At 76.2% G+C, this 18,810-nt stretch carries 9 protein-coding genes; 4 read left to right on the top strand and 5 right to left on the bottom strand.

What is annotated here, in order from left to right; all coding sequences use genetic code 11:
• Positions 1-43 precede the first annotated feature (43 nt).
• Positions 44-1,018 carry an NAD(+) diphosphatase gene (nudC, locus tag HD595_RS23415; protein ID WP_253772430.1) on the bottom strand — a complete coding sequence of 325 codons (975 nt, stop codon included), beginning with the start codon at positions 1,016-1,018 and terminating at the stop codon, positions 44-46.
• A gap of 144 nt (positions 1,019-1,162) precedes the next feature.
• Here nudC and HD595_RS23410 point away from each other — a divergent pair, with 144 nt between their 5' ends.
• Genes HD595_RS23410 through HD595_RS23395 form a run of 4 tightly spaced genes read left to right on the top strand, consistent with a single transcriptional unit; the run spans position 1,163 to position 6,587 of the window.
• Complete coding sequence (locus HD595_RS23410) at positions 1,163-2,308, top strand: ATP-grasp domain-containing protein (RefSeq protein WP_253772428.1); 1,146 nt, start codon at positions 1,163-1,165, stop codon at positions 2,306-2,308.
• Positions 2,305-3,915 (top strand): IucA/IucC family protein, encoded by a 1,611-nt coding sequence (locus HD595_RS23405; RefSeq protein WP_253772426.1) that lies wholly within the window; start codon positions 2,305-2,307, stop codon positions 3,913-3,915. The genes HD595_RS23410 and HD595_RS23405 overlap by 4 nt, the downstream gene beginning before the upstream one ends.
• Positions 3,916-5,511 carry an IucA/IucC family protein gene (locus HD595_RS23400; protein WP_253772424.1) on the top strand — a complete coding sequence of 532 codons (1,596 nt, stop codon included), beginning with the start codon at positions 3,916-3,918 and terminating at the stop codon, positions 5,509-5,511.
• Positions 5,508-6,587, top strand: coding sequence for a type III PLP-dependent enzyme domain-containing protein (locus tag HD595_RS23395; RefSeq protein WP_253772422.1), 1,080 nt, complete (start codon positions 5,508-5,510; stop codon positions 6,585-6,587). Before HD595_RS23400 ends, HD595_RS23395 begins: the two co-directional genes overlap by 4 nt.
• Here HD595_RS23395 and HD595_RS23390 read toward each other — a convergent pair.
• The 4 genes from HD595_RS23390 to HD595_RS23375 all read right to left on the bottom strand — a co-directional run bounded on the left by HD595_RS23390 (position 6,547) and on the right by HD595_RS23375 (position 18,677).
• On the bottom strand, positions 6,547-9,843 hold the full coding sequence (locus tag HD595_RS23390) for an ATP-dependent helicase (RefSeq protein ID WP_253772419.1): 3,297 nt from the start codon (positions 9,841-9,843) through the stop codon (positions 6,547-6,549). The two genes, HD595_RS23395 and HD595_RS23390, sit on opposite strands and share 41 nt — an antisense overlap.
• Positions 9,837-13,085, bottom strand: coding sequence for an ATP-dependent helicase (locus tag HD595_RS23385; RefSeq protein ID WP_420540717.1), 3,249 nt, complete (start codon positions 13,083-13,085; stop codon positions 9,837-9,839). Before HD595_RS23385 ends, HD595_RS23390 begins: the two co-directional genes overlap by 7 nt.
• 199 nt (positions 13,086-13,284) lie before the next feature.
• Entirely contained in the window at positions 13,285-13,434 is a 150-nt protein-coding gene (locus HD595_RS23380; protein WP_253772414.1) for a hypothetical protein, read from the bottom strand.
• Positions 13,435-13,565: 131 nt separating this feature from the next.
• Complete coding sequence (locus tag HD595_RS23375) at positions 13,566-18,677, bottom strand: HAD-IC family P-type ATPase (RefSeq protein ID WP_253772412.1); 5,112 nt, start codon at positions 18,675-18,677, stop codon at positions 13,566-13,568.
• Positions 18,678-18,810 lie beyond the last annotated feature (133 nt).

Genomic DNA, 18,810 nt, shown 5'->3' with positions numbered 1-18,810 from the left:
CGAGCCGGACGCGCGGTCTTGTGGTCCCGACGGTGGCGGCGGTCTACCAGTCGCCCGTGAGGTGTTCGCCGTACCAGGTCTCGATGAGGCGGCGGGCGATGGAGACGGGCGGCGGCAGGCGCACCTCGCCGGACGCCAGGGCCTCGGCCAGCTCCTCGCGGGAGAACCAGCGGGCCTCGGCGATCTCCTCGGCGTCGGGGGTGAGCGTGGTCGTCAGGGCCTCGGCGAAGAAACCGAGCATGAGGCTGCGCGGGAACGGCCAGGGCTGGCTGCCGAGGTAGCGCGGGTTGGCGACCTGGACCCCGACCTCCTCGGCCACCTCCCGGATCACCGCGTGCTCCAGCGACTCGCCCGGCTCCACGAACCCGGCCAGGATGGACAGCCGGCCCTCCGGCCACTGCGGGCCGCGGGCCAGCAGGCATCGGTCGTCGCGGTCGCGCACCAGCATGATCACGGCCGGGTCGACGCGCGGGAAGTGCTGGCTGGAGTCGCGCGGGCAGACCCGGATGTGGCCGCCGGCGCGCACCTCGGTGCGGCTGCCGCAGCGGGGGCAGTACTCGTGGGCCGAGTGCCACGCCTCCAGCGCCACCGCGTAGACCAGCAGTCCCGCATCGCGGTCGCCGAGCAGGCCGCCCGCCTGGCGCAGGCCCGCGGCGACGGGCTCGCCCTCGGGCGCGTCCAGCAGGCTCATCGGGACCGTGACCCGGCCGTTGAGGTCGCCGCCGGCCGCGCCGGGCAGCGCCGCCGCGACCGCGAAGTAGGCCACGTCGCCCTCGACGCCGAGCAGGTAGCGCTCGCCGGGCGGCGCCTCGTCCGGGCCGAACAGCACCGCCCGCACCTCGTCGCCGGTGCGCCGGACCAGGGTCTGGCCGTCCTGGATGACGAGCACCCGGGTGGTCGGCGCGGCCCAGGCACGTTCCAGCCACGCGGCGTCGGCGCGCAGGGCCGACGACCGGTCGATGGTGCCGCGCGCGAGGAGCAGCGGTCCGATCAGTTGCTCTTCCGCGCTCGTCTCCACGGTCCCACCCTTCCCAGTTCCGGATGTCATCCTATGACCCCCGCGTTAGCCTGGCGTTGCGGCGTACCGGCTCGGGGGTGATCTCCGAGGGGCTAGGATCTGCGGTTAGGTTAGCCTTACCTGATCACCCGGGGGTGCCACGCGTTGCGGCTGTACCTGACCGCTCTCAAGCCGACCGACTCGGTGACCGACGGGTTCCTCCCGGCCGCCCGCGCGCTGGGCTGCGAGGTGACGATCCTCACCGACCGCCCCGACCGGCATCCTCATGCCGTCGGCTGCGACGTGCGCGACCCGCGGGCGCTCATCGACGCGATCGCCGTCCTGGGCCGGCCCGACGCGATCTTCTCCAACTCCGACCACCTCCAGGCCGAGACCGCCCTGGCCGCCGCCTACTTCGGCCTGCCGGGCAAGGACTGGCGGGCGTGCGTGTCGGCCAAGAACAAGTTCCTGACCCGCCGGGCGCTGGCGGAGGCGGGGGTCGAGCGGGTCCGGTCCGTACGGCTGGCCCCGGGCGACCCCGTGCCGGACGGCCTGCCGTACCCGCTGGTCGTCAAGCCCCGCGAGGGCGTGGCCAGCGAGGACGTGCTGCTGGTCGAGAGCGGCCTGGCCGCGGCGGTGGCGGAGGTCAGGCGGCGGCGGCCCGGCGAGGCCCTGGTCGTCGAGGAGTACCTGGAGGGGCCGCTGCGCACGCTGGAGACGCTGGGCGACGGCGCGGAGACGCGGGTGCTGGGCGGGTTCGCGACCACGCTGGGGCCGCTGCCGCACTTCGTCGAGGAGCGGCTGGACTGGGCGCCGGACGGGCCGCACGAGCACGTGCTGGCCGCGCTGAGGGCGCTCGGCGCGGGGTTCGGCGCCTGCCACACCGAGTACGTGGTCACCGCGGACGGCCCGCGCCTGGTCGAGGTCAACTACCGGGTGATCGGCGACCACTGCGACTTCCTGCTCGCCGACGTGCTCGGGGTGCCGCTGTTCGAGTGGATCCTGCGGGTCCACCTCGGCGAGCCGCTGTCCGCCCTGCCGGAGGTCCCGGCGGGCACCGGGTACGGCAGCGCGGTCAGCGTGGTGGCCGACCGGTCGGGCACGATCGTGTCGGGCCCCGGGGCCGAGACCGTCGACGCCGAGGGCGTGCGGCTCTGGCACCGGCCGCTGCGCTCCGCGGGCGAGGTGGTGGAACGCACCCACACCAACCGCGACTACCTGGGCGTGATCCGCGCCGTGGGCCCCGACCGCGACCGCGTGGAGGCGGCCATGGGCGGCTACCGGGCGACCCGGCCGTGGGTGATCGGGTGAAGGGGGTCGGAGGCCGGATGAAGGCCGTGCGCGACAGGGTGAAGGCCGTTCGCGAACGGGTGACGCACGAGCGGACGGACGGCCCCGCCGATCCCCGCGACGGGCGCGGGCGGGAGGCGGAGCTCGCGGCGCGGGTGCTGAACGCGCTGCTGCGCGAGGACTACGGCCGCCTGTCGGCGCGGGTGAGCCGCAACAGCCGCGACGGGGTCGCGCTGGTGCTGGCCGGCGGCCGGGTGGTGCGGCTGGCGGCCGGCGCGCTGTTCCAGGACTTCGTGGTCGCGCCCGGCGAGCGGCTCACGCTGGCCGAGGTGCTCGACACGCTCGCGGTGATCGCCGACCCGGCCGACGCCCAGGGGGTGGCGGTCTTCGCCGAGGAGTGCGCCCAAGCCCTGGCGGCCTGGGAGCTGCACGACGAGATGGCCGACCGGGTGCTGGCCGGGAAGCCGTCGTACGAGACGCTGGCGGCGTTCGCGGACCACCCCGTCTACCCGACGTCCCGGGCCCGGCTCGGGCTGACGGCCGAGGAGCTGGTGGCGTACGCGCCGGAGTTCGCGCCCGCATTCGAGCTGCGCTGGGCGGTCGTGCCCCGCTCCCTCCTGGCCCCGGGATCGGCGGAGCTGCCGCCGGACGTCGCGCCGCCGTTCCCCTCCCCCGGCCCGGACGCCGTGCTCTTCCCCGTGCATCCGCTGACCGTGGGCGAGGTGGCGCGGATCGAGGGGGTGCGGCTGCTGGACGAGCCGTGGCTGACCGTGCGCCCGACCCTGTCCATGCGCACCGTCGAGGTCGCCCCCCGCACCCACCTGAAGCTGCCCGTCCCCACGAGCACCCTCGGCGCGCGCAACCGGCGCTCGATCAAGCCGGGCACTCTGGCCGACGGGGCGCGGGCCGAGCTGCTGCTGCGGCGGCTGGCCGACCCGGGCGTGCTGGTCGCCGACGAGCAGACGCACGCCCACGCGGGCCACGAGTACCTCGCCTGGATGGTGCGGCGGCTGCCCGAGGGCGCGGTCGTGCCGGTGGCCGCGCTCAACGCGCCGGGCGTCCTGGCCGGGCTGGAGGAGCGGCTGGGCGGCGACGTGCTGTCCGCCTACCTGCGCCTGCTGCTCGGGTGGAACGTGCGGCTGTTCGTCCGCTACGGCGTCGCCCTGGAGGCCCACCAGCAGAACCTGGCGCTCGTCCTGCGCGACGGGCGGCTGGAGCTGCTCGTCAAGGACAACGACGGGCTGCTCGCCTCCCCCGCGCGGCTGGCCGCGGCCGGGATCGACCCGCCCGCCTTCACCGACCGGCGCATGCTCACCGACGATCCGCACGCCCTCGCCGACGTCTTCGTCACCATCACGCTCCACCTGGCCGCCGCGGCCGTCGTCTTCGGCGCCCTGCCCCACCGGCAGGCCGCCGTCCTGCTGCGCGACACGCTCGCCGCGGCCATCGCCGAGCACGGCGACGACCCCATGGCCCGGCTGCTGCGGGCCCGGACGCTGGAGGCGGCGCGGCTCACCGGCAAGTCGATGATCACCGCCGGCACGCTCGTGGCCAAGGAGCGGACGGGCGCCCGCGACGTCAACAAGTTCTACGGCACCAGCGGGCCCAACTACCTGAGGAGAGCTTGAATGCACGGTCTGGTCCTCGGCGCGACCAGCTCCCCGGCCGAGGAGGCGACGCTGGCCGCGCTGCTGCGCTGCTGCGTGCGGGAGGTGGCCGGGCCGCGCGGGCTGGTGTGGCCGGCGCCGCCGTACGTGCTGCTGCGGGTGGGGGGCACGTTGCTGCGGGCGCGCACGCGCGGCGGGGCGGCGCTGCGCCTCGACGGGACGCCCGAGCGGCTGGAGCGGGGCGCGTGGCGGCCGCTGACGTCCGGGGAGCTGGTGCGGCTGACCGAGGCCGAGCTGCGCGGCGCCAGGACGGACGGCGGGGCCAACGAGGAGTTCGCCGGGCAGGTGGCGGCCAGCAGGGAGGCGGTGGCGGCGATCCTGCGGGCGCGGGCCGTGGCCGAGCCGCCCGCCGACCCGTGGCTGGCCTCCGAGCAGGCGCTGGTGTTCGGCCACCCGTTCCATCCGAGCCCGAAGGCGCGCGCCGGCGACGCGGACGAGTGGACGCGCTACGCGCCCGAGACGCACGCCCGCTTCCCGCTCAGGCTGCTCGCCGTGCGCGAGGACGCGCTCGCCGAGGAGGGTGACGCCTCGGCCCTCGACCTGCTGGGCGAGGCGCCGCCGGGGCACCGGCTGCTGCCCGCCCACCCGTGGCAGCTCGACCTGCTGCGTCCCGCGCTGGGCGAGCGCCTGACCGACGTGGGACCGGGCCCGCTGGTGTCGCCGACGTCGTCGGTGCGGACCGTGTACGCGGCCGGCGCCGGTGTGTGCCTGAAGTTCAGCCTCGACGTGCGGATCACCAACTGCGTCCGCAAGAACGCCTGGTACGAACTGGCCGGGGCGGTGGAGCTGACCTCGCGGCTCGGGCCGGCGTTCGACGAGGTGAGGGCGGTGTTCCCGGGCACGCGGTGGCTGCGGGAGCCGGGCTACCGCTCGGCCGCGCTGGGCACGGGCCTGCTCGAAGGGCTCGGGGTGATCGTGCGGGAGAGCCCGTGGCGGGTGTGCTCGCCCGGCGTGGTCCCGGTGCTGGCGGCGGCCCTCGCCGTGGACCCGGCCGCCGGGGGTGCGGCGCCGTACGGCGCGGACGCGAGGGAGCGGGACCCGCTCGGGTGGTGGACGGCGTACGTGTCGGTGGTGGCGCCGCCCGTGCTCGACCTGTTCTTCACGCACGGCGTGGTCCTGGAGCCGCACCTGCAGAACGTCCTGGTCGGGCTCGACCCCGGCGGCGTGCCGCGCGAAGCGGTCTTCCGCGACCTGGAGGGGACCAAGCTGGTCGCCGGCCGCCACGACCTGACCGGGCTGCCGCCCCGGGTGGCCGAGGCGCTGACGTACGACGCCGAGCGCGGCTGGGCCCGGGTCGTCTACTGCCTGCTGGTCAACCACCTCACCGAGGTGGCCGCGACCGTCGCGGCGCGGGGCGGCGACGAGCTGCTGCGCGAGCTGTGGCGGGCGGCCCGCGCGGTGTTCGCCGCCGAGGCCGACCGGCTGGGCCGGCCGCTGCCCCTGCCCGACCTGCTGGCCGGCGCGCCGCTGCCCGCGAAGGCGAACCTCGGGGTCCGCTGGGCCCGCGCCGCCGACCGGGCCGCCGGCTACGTGCCGATCGCGAACCCCCTCGCATGATCCCCGACCGCGTCCGCGAGGCCGCCGCCCGCCTCGGCGACACCCCCGCGTACCTGTACGACCTGCCCGGCCTGGACGCCCACGCCCGGTCCGTACGGCGGGCGCTGCCCGGCGTCGAGCTGTACTACGCGGTCAAGGCCAACCCCGACCCGGAGCTGCTGCGCGTCCTCGAACCGCACGTCGACGGGTTCGAGGTGTCGTCGGCCGGCGAGCACGCCCACGTCTCGGCGCTGTTCCCGGGCAAGCCGCTGGCGCTCGGCGGGCCGGGCAAGACCGACGCGGAGCTGCGGCTGCCGCACCATCGCCTCCACGTGGAGTCGCCCGGCGAGCTGCGCCGCCTGCTCGGCACCGGCCTGGAGGCCGACGTGCTGGTGCGGCTCAACCCCGGCCTCCCGGTCGAGGGCGCCGCGCTGACGATGAGCGGGCCGTTCGGGATGGACGAGGCCGGGGTGGCGGAGTGCCTGCCGCTGTTCACCGGCCGCGTGCGGCTGCGCGGGGCGCACGCGCACCTGGCCAGCGGCCTGGCGGCGGCCGAGCTGCTGCGCCTGGCCGCCCTGCTGGTCGAGCTCGGCGACGGGTACGAGGAGCTGAACCTGGGCGGCGGCATGGCCGTGGACTACGCCGCGCCGCAGGCGAGGTTCGGCTGGGAGGAGTACGGCGCGGGCCTGGCCGGGCTGCGGCGGCCGGGGCGGCGGCTGCGGATCGAGCCGGGCCGGGCGCTGACCGCGTACTGCGGCTTCTACGCCACCCGCGTCGTGGACGTCAAGCGGGTGCGCGGCCGGGCGTACGCGATCCTGCTGGGCGGCACCCACCACCTGCGCACGCCCGTCACCAAGGGCCACGACCAGCCGTTCGCGGTGCTGCCGGAGGGCCGCGGGGAGGGCGTGGCGGACGAGCCGGTGACGCTGGTCGGGCAGCTCTGCACGCCCAAGGACGTCTTCGCCCGCGACGTCGTCACCTCGGTGCGGGTGGGCGACGTGGTGGTGTTCGCGATGGCCGGCGCCTACGCCTGGAACATCTCCCACCACGACTTCCTCATGCACCCTCACCCGGAGTTCCGTCATCTGACGGGCTGACCGCGCTGATCGGCACCGCTTCGATGAGCGCCACCAGGCCGTCGGCGTCGAGCAGGTCCACGGGGCGGACGGTCCGGTTGGCGCGCACGTAGTGGAAGGCCGCGCTGACGTGGTCGAGCGGCACCCCCGCCAGGTGCGACCAGGCCAGCCGGTACGCGGCGAGCTGCACCGACGCGGCCCGGGCCTTCTTGCCCCTGGGCGGCTGCCCGGTCTTCCAGTCGACCACCTCGTAACGCCCGCCGGGCAGCTCGAACACCGCGTCCATCCGCCCCCGCACCAGCCGGTCGGCGATCATGGTCTCGAACGGCACCTCCAGGTCGAGCGGCCGGCGCTCGGCCCACTCGCTGGCCTCGAACCGCTCCTGGAGCTCGGCCAGCCGCACGTCGGCCTCCTCGACCTCCTCGACCAGGTCGAGGTCGAAGTCGTCGAGCAGCCGCTGCTGGTCCCAGCGGGTCTCCAGCCACCGGTGGAACGACGTGCCGCGCCGGGCCAGCGGAGCGGGCTTGACCGGCACCGGGCGGCGGATCCGGCGGGCCAGCTCGCGGGCGTCGGCGGCCAGCGTGACCAGCGACGACACGGTCAGCTTCGACGGCAGCTCGACGGTCGTGGCGCCGCGCCGCCGGTGCAGCTCCCGCTCGCGCAGCAGCAGGTCCGTGTCGCGCTCCCAGGCGCGCACCCGCTCCTCGTCGAACGCGCGCAGCGGCTCGTCGCCGGCCGGGGCGAGCGTGCCGGCCAGCGCCTCCTCCACCAGGCGGGCCCCGTCGAGGACCGACTCGTAGCGCAGCCCCTCGGGGGTGACCGGCCAGACGGCGGCGGCCGGCTCGGCCAGCAGCGGGTTCGACGCGCCCTCCGCCAGGTCGGGCGCCCAGAAGGCGACCTTGTCGGCGGTGTCGCGGATCTCCAGCAGGAAGTCCGACGGCTCCAGCGGCCGGGTGGCGCTGCCCCACCGGTAGCCGGAGGCGATCAGGTGGTAGTGGGCCCGCGTGACGGCCACGTACGCCAGCCGCCGCTCCTCCATCAGGTCGCGCTCGCGGCAGCTCTCGTCGAAGACGGCCAGGTCCTCCTTGGTCAGGCCGCCCAGCCGGGGCAGGTCGGCGGCGTCGCCGCGCAGCGGGTAGGGCAGCTTGCGCGGGTTCTCCGTCCAGCGGCTGTTGGTGACCGGGGTGGCCGGGAACATGCTGCCGGTCGCGACCGTGCCCCTGGAGCTGACGAGCTGCGACAGGCCGGGCACGACCACGATCGGCCACTCCAGCCCCTTGGAGGCGTGCACGGTCATCAGCTTGACGCTGTTGCTGTCGCCGACCCGGCCCGCCTCCAGCCCGAACTCCTCGCTCTCGGCCGCCTGGAGGTAGGCGAGGAACGCGCCCAGCGTCGGGTCCTCCGAGTCGCCCGCGAACCGGGACGCCGCGTCGAGGAACGCGTCGAGGTCGGCGCGGGCGGCGAACGCGCTGACCGTGCCGCCCCGCGCCGCTACCTCGATGTCCAGGCCGAGCCGCCGCTCCACCTCGGTGATCAGGTCGGGCAGCGGCTGCCCGACGTGGGCGCGGAGCTGGCGCAGCTCCTGCGCGAGCGCCACGAGCCGGGTGGCGGCCAGCGGCGAGAACGACTCCAGCCACTCCTCCCGGTCGGGCAGCTCGTCGAGCGCGTCCACCAGGCTGCCCCGCTCCTCGGCCAGGTCGGCCACCACCTGGTCGAGCGGGTCGCTCTCGAAGCGGCCCTCGCGGGTCTCGCGGTTCAGCTCCCGGGCGTACTGGCCGAGGACCCGCAGGTCGGCGGGGCCGATGCGCCAGCGCGGCCCGGCCAGCAGGCGGGCCAGCGCGTCGCCCGCCGTCGCGTCGTACAGGACGCGCAGCGTGGCGACGATGTCGGTGACCTCGGGCACCGTGAGCAGGCCGCCCAGGCCGACCACCTCGACCGGGATGTCGCGCTCCTCCAGCGCCTTGCGCAGCGCCGGGAACTGCGAGCGCTTGCGCGCCAGGATCGCCACGTCCTGCGGCTGGATCACGGGCGTCTTCTTGCGCTCGCCCTCGCCCCACGGCATGCCGTCGGGCGCCGTGTCCATGCCGATCATGCGGGCCAGGCCGTCGGCGATCCACCGGGCCTCGTCCTCGGCGGTCTCGTGGAAGGCGCAGGTGACGCGGCCGCGGTCCACCCGGTTCGGGCCGGGCACGAGGACGGGCACCTCGCGGGCCTCCATGCGCAGCGGGAGCTGGACGCGGGCGGCCACGTCGAGGACCCGGTCGCCGTTGCGGAAGCTGACGCTGAGCTGCCGCACCGGCGCGGGGTCGCCGGCGCCCGTGCGGAAGTCGCGGGGGAAGCGGCGCAGGTTGCCGGCCGAGGCGCCGCGCCATCCGTAGATCGACTGGCAGGGGTCGCCGACCGCGGTGACCGGGTGCCCGCCGCCGAACAGGCTCCTGAGCAGCACGAGCTGGGCGTGGCTGGTGTCCTGGTACTCGTCGAGCAGCACCACGGCGAAGCGGGAGCGCTCGATCTCGCCGACCTCCTTGTGGTTGGCCGCGATCCGGGCGGCCAGGGCCATCTGGTCGCCGTAGTCGATGACCTCCCGCGCCCTCTTCAGCCGCTCGTACGCCTCCACCAGCGGCAGGAGCTGCTCCCTGGCCGCCTGGACGTTCACCGGCCGGTGCTGGGCCTGCGTCACCCGGCCGGGCAGCCGCCCCTGCTGCTCGCGCAGCCAGTCGCCCACCCGGCGCACGTCACCCGAGCCGCGCAGGTGCTCCGACAGCTCGCCCGCCAGCTCCAGCACGGCGGCCGTCACGGACGGCGGGCCGAGCTCGACCCGGTCCATCGGCCCGTCGTAGCCGGCCACCACCCGGGACGCGAGCTGCCAGGAGACGGCCGGCGTGACCAGCCGCATGGTCGGCTCCAGCGCCTCGCGCAGCGCGTGGTCGGTGACCAGGCGCGCCGCGTAGGCGTGGTAGGTCGAGACGGTGGGCTCCTCGTCGAGCATCTCCGGCGTCACCAGGCCCGCCTCGGCCAGGCCGTTCAGCCGCTCCCGGACACGGACGGCCAGCTCGGCGGCGGCCTTGCGGGTGAACGTCAGGCCGAGCACGTTGCCCGGCTTGACCAGGCCGTTGGCCACCAGCCAGACGACGCGACCGGCCATGGTCTCGCTCTTGCCGGAGCCGGCGCCCGCCATCACGACCATGGGTTCGAGCGGCGCCTCGATGACGTGGGCCTGCTCGGGGGTCGGCGGCAGGATGCCGAGCTTCCCGGCCAGCTCGGCGGGGGTCAGCACACCTGGCCTCCGCTGTCGTTGACGGGACAGCTCGCCTTGGCGGCGCAGGTGCGGCAGCCGTCGTTCGCCTTGGCCTGGAAGAACGGGCCGGACATGCCGGTCGCCACGGTGTCGACCAGGTCGGCCGCCCAGCCGGGGTTGGCGTCGTCGGCCAGCGCGCCCTGCCGCTGCTCCAGCGCCTCGTTGCGGCCGCCCGCCTTGCCGAGCTGCACCAGCGCGGCGCCGCCCGGCTCGGTCATGCCGTGGCGGGCGAACGCGCCGAGCAGCGCGGCGAGCTGGTAGACGCCGAGCTGCGGATGCCGGTCGAGCTCGCCCGGCCGGGGCTTGGAGCCGCCGGTCTTCAGGTCGATGATCACGGCCCGGCCGTCGGAGTCGCGCTCGACCCGGTCGACGCGGCCCTTGATCTGGACGCCGTCGCCGACCGTGGCGACGAACGCCTCCTCCAGGGCGACCAGCTCCCTCGGATTCTCCTTGTGCCAGCGCAGGAACTTGCCGATCATCTGCTCGGCGACCTGGCGCTGCTTGCGGTTGAACCAGGCGCCGCCGAAGTCCAGCTCGTGCCAGACGTCGTCCAGCCGGCGGCTCAGGAGGTCCTCGTTCGGCAGGTCGGTGGAGGCGAGCACGGCCAGCGCATGGATGATCGTGCCGAGCCCCTGGGCGGTGCTGGTGCCCGCCGCTCCGACGGCCGTCTCCAGCAGCCAGCGCAGCCCGCACTTGGTGAAGCTCTCGACCGCCGACGGCGAGATGCTGACAGTGTCGTCCGGCCAGCTCAGCGGCCGGTCGTCGGTCATGGTCGTCAGCGCGTACCACTCGTTGGGGTGGGCGCCCCGCACCCCCGCGGCGGCCAGGCGGGCGAGCTGCCCGGCGGCCTTGCGGCGCACCTTCGCCGGCCGCGTCGGGTCGGTGACCGCGCTGCGCAGGTCGGCGACCAGCGCCGCCATGGTGAGCCAGCGCGCCCGGTCGTCGACCGTGGCCGTCTCCACCGCACCCGGCATGAGCTCGGACAGGAACCGCGACGGCCGCTCGTCGGTGTCCTCGCCGCCCACGGCCGTCACCACGAGCCTGCGCCGCGCCCGCGTCGCCGCGACGTAGAACAGCCTCCGCTCCTCGGCCAGCAGCTTCGAGGCCAGGGACGCGGCGTTCGGCTTCGCCCCCTCGGCCAGCTCCACCAGGTCGTCGGCGCCCAGCATCGACCCGCGCAGCCGCAGGTCGGGCCAGACGCCCTCCTGCACGCCGGCGACGACCACCACGTCCCATTCGAGGCCCTTGGAGCGGTGGGCGGTCAGGATGCGCACGGCGTCGCCGTCGGGCGCCCGGTCGGCCAGCGTGTCGCCCGGGATCTCCTGCGCGGCCAGGTCGTCCAGGAACACCTCGGCCCCGGCCCGCGGCATCCTGTCCACGAACCGGGCCGCGTGGTCGAACAGCGCCACCACGGCGTCGAGATCGCGGTCGGCCTGCGCGCCGCGGGCACCGCCGGCCAGGCTCAGCTCGGTCCACCGCTCGGCCAGGCCGCTCGCCTGCCAGATCGCCCACAGGACGTCCTCGGCGGTGCCCTGCTCGCGCACGGCCTCGCGGGCGGTGACCAGGAGCTTGGCGACGCGCTCGGCGGGCAGCGCGACGTGCGGCTCGACGGGGGTCAGCTCGCGGGTGTCCTGGAGCGCGGCCACGAGGAGCTGCCCGGACGTGCGCGGCCCCTCGCCGGCCTCGGCGCCCTCCTCCGGAGGTCGCTCGCCGAGGGCGTGGGCCTCGTTCTCGGCGATCTTCAGGGCCCGGCGCAGGCGACGTACGCCGATCATGTCGGTGCCGCCCAGCGGGCCCGTCATCAGCTCCTCGGCCACCGTCTCATCCAGCGTCGCGGGGTCGAGGGCCACGCGCAGCATCGTCAGCAGCGGCCGTACGCCGGGCTCCTGGGCGATCGGCACCTCGTCGCCCGCCACCATCGTGGGCACGCCCGCGCTGACCAGGGCGCGCCGCATCAGCGGCACCTGGCGGATCGCCGAGCGCACGAGCACCGCCATCCGGTGCCAGGGCACGCCGTCGATGAGGTGGGCCCGGCGCAGGGTGTCGGCCACGACCGCGGCCTCCTGGCTGGTGCTGTCCGCGAGCAGCACGCGCACCTCGCCGGGGTCGGCGTCGGGCGGGGACAGCAGCTCGCGGTGCCCGTGAGCCCGCGCCCGCTCCGGCGCGGGTCGCGGGGTGTCGGGTACGGGGGCGGCCGGCGCGGGGGCCGGGTCGGGGAGGGGGGTGTCGGGTACGGGGGCGGCCGGCGCGGGCGCCGGGTCGGGGAGGGGCGCGGCCGGGAGGCGGGCGGCGACGCGGCGGGTCGCCTCCAGCAGGCCGGCGCCGCTGCGGCGGCAGACCCGCAGCGCCAGCACCGGGGCGTCCCGGCCGTCGCGCGTGCGGAACCGCTGCGGGAACCCCAGGATGCCGCGCACGTCCGCGCCCCGGAACCCGTAGATCGACTGGTCCGGGTCGCCGACGGCCACCAGGTCGCGCCCCTCGCCCGCGAGCTGCCACAGCAGCAGCTCCTGAGCCGGGTCGGTGTCCTGGTACTCGTCCACGAACACCACGTCGTGCGCGGCCCGCTCCCTGCGCTGGACGTCGGGGTCGGCCAGCAGCCCGGCCGCCGCCCTGATGAGCTCGGCGTAGTCGAGCACCGGCTCGGGGTCGAGGTCGAAGCGGCTCTCGTAGCGCCGGGCGAACCCGCCGGCCGCCACCCAGTCGTCGCGCCCGTACCGCCGGCCGAGCTCCTCGACGCGCTCGCCGTCGAGGCCGCGCTCGAAGGCGCGCGACAGGAAGTCCCGCAGCTCCTCGGCGAACCCCCGGGTCTTCAGCGCCTCCCGCAGCGAGCGCGGCCACTGCGTCGCGCCGTCCTCCAGCTCGCCGTGGAGCAGCCGCCTGATCTCCAGGAGCTGCTCGGGACCGGTCAGCAGCCGGGGCGGCGGCTCACCGGCCAGGACGGCCTCGCGGCGCAGCAGCGCGTACGCGTAGCTGTGGAAGGTCAGGGCGAGGGGCGTGCGGGTGGTGCGCCGCAGCCGGGCGGTGACGCGTTCGCGCAGCTCGCCGGCGGCCTTGCGGCTGAAGGTGAGGATCAGCACCCGCTCGGGGTCGATGCCGCGCCGCTCGATGCGGTCGACCACCGACTCGACGACGGTCGTCGTCTTGCCCGTGCCGGGACCGGCCAGCACGAGCAGCGGCCCGCTTCCGTGGGCCACCACGGCACGCTGGTGCTCATCGAGCACAGGTGGCTCGGCGGGCCTCGTGTTCCCGCGCCGCACCAACCGCCAGGTCTGACCACTCACAGCACTAGATTCCATCAGACCACAGGGGTAGATCGTGCCGAGTTGACCGGTCTCGCGGAGACGATCCGCTCACGGTAGCGACACGGGACGGGGGTCGGCGCGGCGACACACCGCGGTTCGGGGCGGAGCGGACGATATGTCAGGCGGGTCGGGCGGCGGCGTTCTGGAGGAACGTCACACCGGCCGTCCGCGCGAACGTGGTGATCAGAGCGTGGATGAGCCGCGCGAGCAGCGCCTCCAGAACCATGATCGCCGCCTTGGCGAGCAGCGAGGCCAGGAAGTCAGACATCAGGCACCTCACGGGGGATATGGGATTTACTGCCAGATTTCACCACAAATCTGGCGCCGGGTGGCATCTTACGTGTCCGGTGGGTGAACGCGCGATGACCGGATCGGCACGCGTTCAGATCCGGGGTCTTCCTAGGCGGGCGCGGTCACGGGCCCGGGCCTGGGAGCGGCCTTGGACGCGGGCTCGCGTGCGGGCCTGGGCGCAGACTCGCGTGCAGGCTCGGGCGCAGACTCGTGTCCGGGCTCGGGCGCCGCCTTGGGGCCGCCGGGAGGGGCGCTCAGGAAGGGCAGGCGGCGTTCCAGACCGCGTTCCAGGACCCGCTCCGCGATCACGGCCGCCGCGGCGCAACCCAGCCCGATCCCCCACCCCAGCGGACCTATCGGACGCGACCCGAACAGCCGGCTCAGCCCCGGCACCGAGACGATCACCGCGAGCACGGCCAGCGACGCGAGCGAGGCCAGCAGGACCAGCGGGTCGCGCCCGCCCACGGCGAGCGTCTGCACGAGCTGCGCCGCCACCAGCCCGACGAGCCCGATCGTGTCGGCCCGCGCTCGCGTGCCGGTCATCCGGCCGAGCAGCCACGCCGCCGCGGCCGCCGCGGCCGTGGTGATCGCGCGCAGGTGGATGTCGCGGGTCAGGGCGGCGCCCAGCGACGCCTCCGGCCCCTCGGTGAGGAGCCGGTCCGGGTCCACGGCGCCCGGCGGCCGCACGGCCACGGCCATGGCGGGGAGCATGTCGGTGAGGAGGTTCACGAGGAGGAGCTGGCGGGTGTTGAGCGCGCTGCGGCCGGTCAGCAGGCTGGAGCCGAGGGTGAAGACGATCTCGCCGACGTTCCCGCCGAGCAGCATGCTGAGCGAGTCGCGGACCGACCCCCACATCGCCCGCCCCTCCACGATCGCGTCGATGATCGTCTCGATGCGCTCGTCCACCACCACGATGTCGGCGGCGGCGCGGGCGGCCGGGGTGGCGCGGGAGCCGAGGGCCACGCCGACGTCCGCGAGCCGGATGGCGGGCACGTCGTTCGCGCCGTCGCCGGTGACGGCGACCACCCGGCCCATACGGCGCAGCCCGGCGACGATGCGCGCCTTGTGCTCCGGCGTGACCCGGGCGAACACCGCGACCTCGCGCAGCACCTCGTCGAGCGCGCCGTCGTCCACCTCGTCGAGCTGGGGGCCGGTCATGACGCGGCCGCCGGTCATGGCGTTGATCTCGGCGGCGATGGCCTCGGCCGTGCTCGGATGATCACCGGTGATCATGACGACGCGGACCCCGGCTCTCATCAGACCCTCGACGCTCCGCTTGGCGGTGGGCCGCACCGGGTCGGCCAGGCCGAGGAACCCGAGGAAGCTCAGCCGTTCGATCCTGGACTCGTCGAGGTCGGCGAGGCTGGAGGCCGGCCGCTCGGCGACCGCGAGCACCCGGTGACCCTGGAGCGCCAGCCGCTCGACCTCCTCCTCCAGCTCCCGCCTGGCCGCCGCGTCCAGCGGCGCCGTCCCGGCGCCGCGCCGCAGGGTGGTGCAGCGGTCGAGCAGCACCTCGGGCGCGCCCTTGACGCTCACCGCCTGCCGCGCGCCGCCTTCCTCCCCGATCCCGTACGTGCCGAGGACGGCGTGGTAGCCGCGGGCCGGCTCGAACGGCAGCTCGTCCACCCGCCGCCACCCCGCGAACCCGTCGGCCGGCGAGACGCCCAGCCGCTCCGCGCCCTCCACCACGGCGCGGTCCGTGGGGTGCGGGATGGCCCGCCCGTCCTCGTACCGGGGACAGGCCCGCAACGCCGCGGCGACCACGGCCCGCAGCTCCGGCGACAGGTCCTCGACGGTCCGCTCGATCCGACCGTCCGACACGCGGCCCAGGCTGATGCGGCCCTCCGTGAGGGTGCCGGTCTTGTCGAAGCACAGGACGTCCACGCGGCCCAGCGCCTCGATCGTGGACGGGTTGCGTACGAGAGTGTTGCGGGCCGACAGCCGCTTGGCCGACGCGAGCTCCGCGACCGTCGCCACGAACGGCAGCCCCTCGGGCACGGCGGCGACCGCCAGGCTCACGGCGGGGGCGACGGCGGCGGCCACCGGCGCCCCCCGCAGCAGCTCGGTCGCCATGAGCGCCACGCCGGAGCCGATGGCCACCGGCAGGATGCGGCGGCTCAGGGCGCGCAGTCGTAGCTCCACGCCGGTCGGCGGCGCGCCGGCCGCGGCCAGCTTGGCGGTCCGGCCGGCGACGGTGGCCTCGCCGGTGGCGACCACGACGGCCAGGCCGTGTCCTGCCGCGACGGTCGTGCCCTGGTACACCATCGACGCGCGGTCGGCCACAGCCGCCGCGGCCGTGGGAGTCGCGCTCTTGGCGACGAGCCTCGACTCGCCGGTGAGTGTGGACTCGTCCAGTTCCAGGCCCGACGCCTCGACCAGGCGGGCGTCGGCGGGGACGGCGTCGCCGGCGCGCAGCTCGATCACGTCGCCGGGGACGAGCTCGTCCGCGGCCCCGGCCACGATCCCCGCCTCCTCGCGCCCCTCGGGCTCCTCCAGCTCCTCGCGCTCCTGGACCTCGCTCTCCTCGACCTCACGTCCCTCCGCCTCGCGTCCCTCCACCTCGGGAACGGGTGTGAGGCCGGCGGGTGGGGTGCCCTCGGCGGCGGGCGCGGGGCCGCCGGGTGGAGCGCCCTCGCGAGCGAGCGCGGGGCCGGGGGGCGGGGTGCCCTCGGCGGCGGGCGCGGGGCCAGCGGGTGGAGCGCCCTCGGGAGCGGGCGTGGGGCGGGTACCGGGAGCGGGCGGGCGGCGCAGGCGTACGCGGCTGGCGGTGACGCGGGTGAGGCGGTGCAGGGTCCGGTCGGCGTGCCAGCGCTGCGTGCCGCCGAGCAGGGCGCCGACGCCCATCACGCCGACGATCAGACCGGCGTCGAGCACCGAGCCGACCGCCGCCGAGACGCCCGCGCCCGCGGCGAGCACGGGTGTGAGCGGGTTGGCGATCTCCTCCAGGCAGGCACGCGCGAGCGACCGCGGCCCGCCGTCCGTACGCGCGACCTCACCACGGCCCGCCCGCGCGCCCGCCGCGCCCCGGCCGCCCGCCGCGCCCCGGCCGCCGGCCGGGCCCTCGCCCGCGAAGCCCGTCCCGCCGTACCCCGCGTGCCCTCTGCGGCGCGCCGCCTCCTCCTCCGGAAGACCCTCGGGGGACGTGCGGAGCCGCGACAGCACGTCCGGCACCGCCATGGCATGCCAGGGGGTGTGGTCGGCGGGCGGCGGCGGCGCCTCCCTGCCCGCGCGGCGTCCCGTCCACTCGCCCGCCACGAGCGCGGCCACGGACGTGGCGTTGCTCACCAGGTGCACCCTCGCCAGCGCCGTACGCGCCGGGCCCAGGAACGCCAGCACCGCCCCCGTGGCCGCCCCGGCCCCCGCCACCCGCACGCTGCGCCTGGCGGCCTTCCGCGCGTACGGCAGGCAGCGCAGCAGCAGGTACGCCCCCTCGAACCCGCCGATCACGTCGGCGTCCCACGGGACCGGGCGGGGCCTGCCGAGCACGCCGACCCCCAGGTCGGCCCGGGCCAGCGCGCGCCGTCCCCGTTGCGAGACGACCGCCACGCCGTGCCCCTCGGCCTGCATCACCCGCACCTCGGCGGCCAGCCGCGACCCTCCGCGGACGACCCGCTTCACCCCCAGCCGCCCGGCCAGCCGCGGGTCTCCCCCGGCCAGCACCACCTCGCACGCGTCGCCGGGCGCGGCCACGAGGGCCTCGGCGAGCGGGTGCGGCTCGGGCTCCAGGCCGACGACGGCGACCAGGACCCCCTGCCTGGCGATCGTGACCAGCCGGACCCCTTCTTCCCGCCACCGCCGCACCTCGGCGGGTTCCGACGCGAGAGGGCCTGGCGGCTCGTACGGGGCGACGCTCCAGCCGTCGCGCTCACGGCGGGCCCTCGGGGCGGCGCGGTCCGTGAGATCGACGAGCGTGTACAGACGGGAGTGCAGCTCGTCCAGGTCGGGCCCGGCGCCGAGGGGTACCACGCCGTGGACGGCCCAGGCGCCCGTGGCGAGGAGGCCGGCGTCCAGGATGACGGTATCCACGCGGTCCATGCGGTGCAGCGCGTCGCGGTCGAGCACGATGGTGTCCCGCCGCGCCAGCGCCCGGACCAGCGCGCTGGTGAACGCGTCCCTGCCCAGGCGCGCCGCCTTGGGCACCCCGGCGACCAGCACGGTCAGTCCTCGCTGGTGATCGCGGCTGACGAACGTGGTCACCCCCTGCCCGGCCAGGGACAGCGCGCCGGCCAGGTCCGCGTACTTCTCGACGGGCCCGCGCGGCAGCGGCGCCACGCGGCGCGGCACGGCCGTACGGATGTGGCGGTAGGCGCCCTCCTCGGCGGCGAACTCCTCCTCGCGCCGCTCCCAGGCGGCGCGCCCGGCGCGGGCGTCCACGTAACGGCCGGCGGCGGCGACGGAGTCGACGAGCAGGGACACCGGCCGCAGCGCGAGCGCGTGCGTGAGGATCCGCCCGGAGGCCAGCACCGCGTCCACCGCGGGCTTGCCGACGCGTTCCTCCAGCTCCCGGCGTACCCGCGGGGTGTGCTCCGCCAGGGAGAGCAGCGCCGGCGCCAGGGCGGGCAGCCTCGGCACGCGGGCGGCCTGCCCGGCCAGCGCCGCACCGGCGCCCAGCAGGTGCAGGCCGAGGCTCACGGCGGCGCGCGCCTGCTGCTCGACCCCGTCGAGCGCGCGGCAGGCCCGGCCCCACCCGTCCTCGTCCTCGTCCCCGTCCCCGTAACCGGCTGCGTCCTCGTCCTCGCCTCCGTCGCCCTGCTCGCGCTCGTCCTCGTCGCCGCCGACGGCGGCCTCGATCGTGCGGATGTCGTCCAGGGCCTCCAGGACCTCCTGGACGCGGGCGAGGCCGGGCCGCCGCTCGTTCCGCTCCACGGAGCCGGCGTCGTCCTCCGCGCGGCCCGCGTCGTCCTCGCCGGGCTCCTGGACGTCCAGCTCGTCGATGATCGCGAGGAGTTTGCCCATGTCCGTCGTGGCCGGCTCGCAGGCGACGTACACGAACCCGAGCGCGCCGTTGACCTCGGCGCGTTCGACGCCGGTGGCCAGCAGGCGGTCCTCCAGGAGGCGCGCCCGCCGCCCGGTGCCCGGCCCGCCCACGGCGCGCAGCTCGACGCGCATGCCGCCCGGGCACACGCGGACCACCCGAGGGCGCGGCAGGAGACCGCGCAGCGGCTCGGGCAGCATGCCGAGCAGGGCGCCCGCGGCGGCGGGTACGCCGGGCAACCGCATGCGGTCTCCCCCTCCCTTCGAACGGGTGTGTCCTGCCGGGGGAGGTGGACAGGTGGCGCTGGTGGACGTGTCGGGCTGCGGATCGGTCGATGCGCGGCGGCCGCTCGCGGGGGGCGAACGGCCGTGGGTCTCG

The organism is Nonomuraea roseoviolacea subsp. carminata (assembly GCF_024172185.1).
Classification (GTDB): Bacteria; Actinomycetota; Actinomycetes; order Streptosporangiales; family Streptosporangiaceae; genus Nonomuraea; species Nonomuraea roseoviolacea.
This window is presented reverse-complemented; position numbering and strand designations above follow the sequence as displayed.

Excerpts from the sequence above, each read along its gene's own strand:
- HD595_RS23395 (WP_253772422.1), top strand. The coding sequence starts at position 5,508 with ATGATCCCCGACCGCGTCCGCGAGGCCGCCGCCCGCCTCGGCGACACC.
- HD595_RS23400 (WP_253772424.1), top strand. The coding sequence starts at position 3,916 with ATGCACGGTCTGGTCCTCGGCGCGACCAGCTCCCCGGCCGAGGAGGCG.
- HD595_RS23375 (WP_253772412.1), bottom strand. The coding sequence starts at position 18,677 with ATGCGGTTGCCCGGCGTACCCGCCGCCGCGGGCGCCCTGCTCGGCATG.
- HD595_RS23380 (WP_253772414.1), bottom strand. The coding sequence starts at position 13,434 with ATGTCTGACTTCCTGGCCTCGCTGCTCGCCAAGGCGGCGATCATGGTT.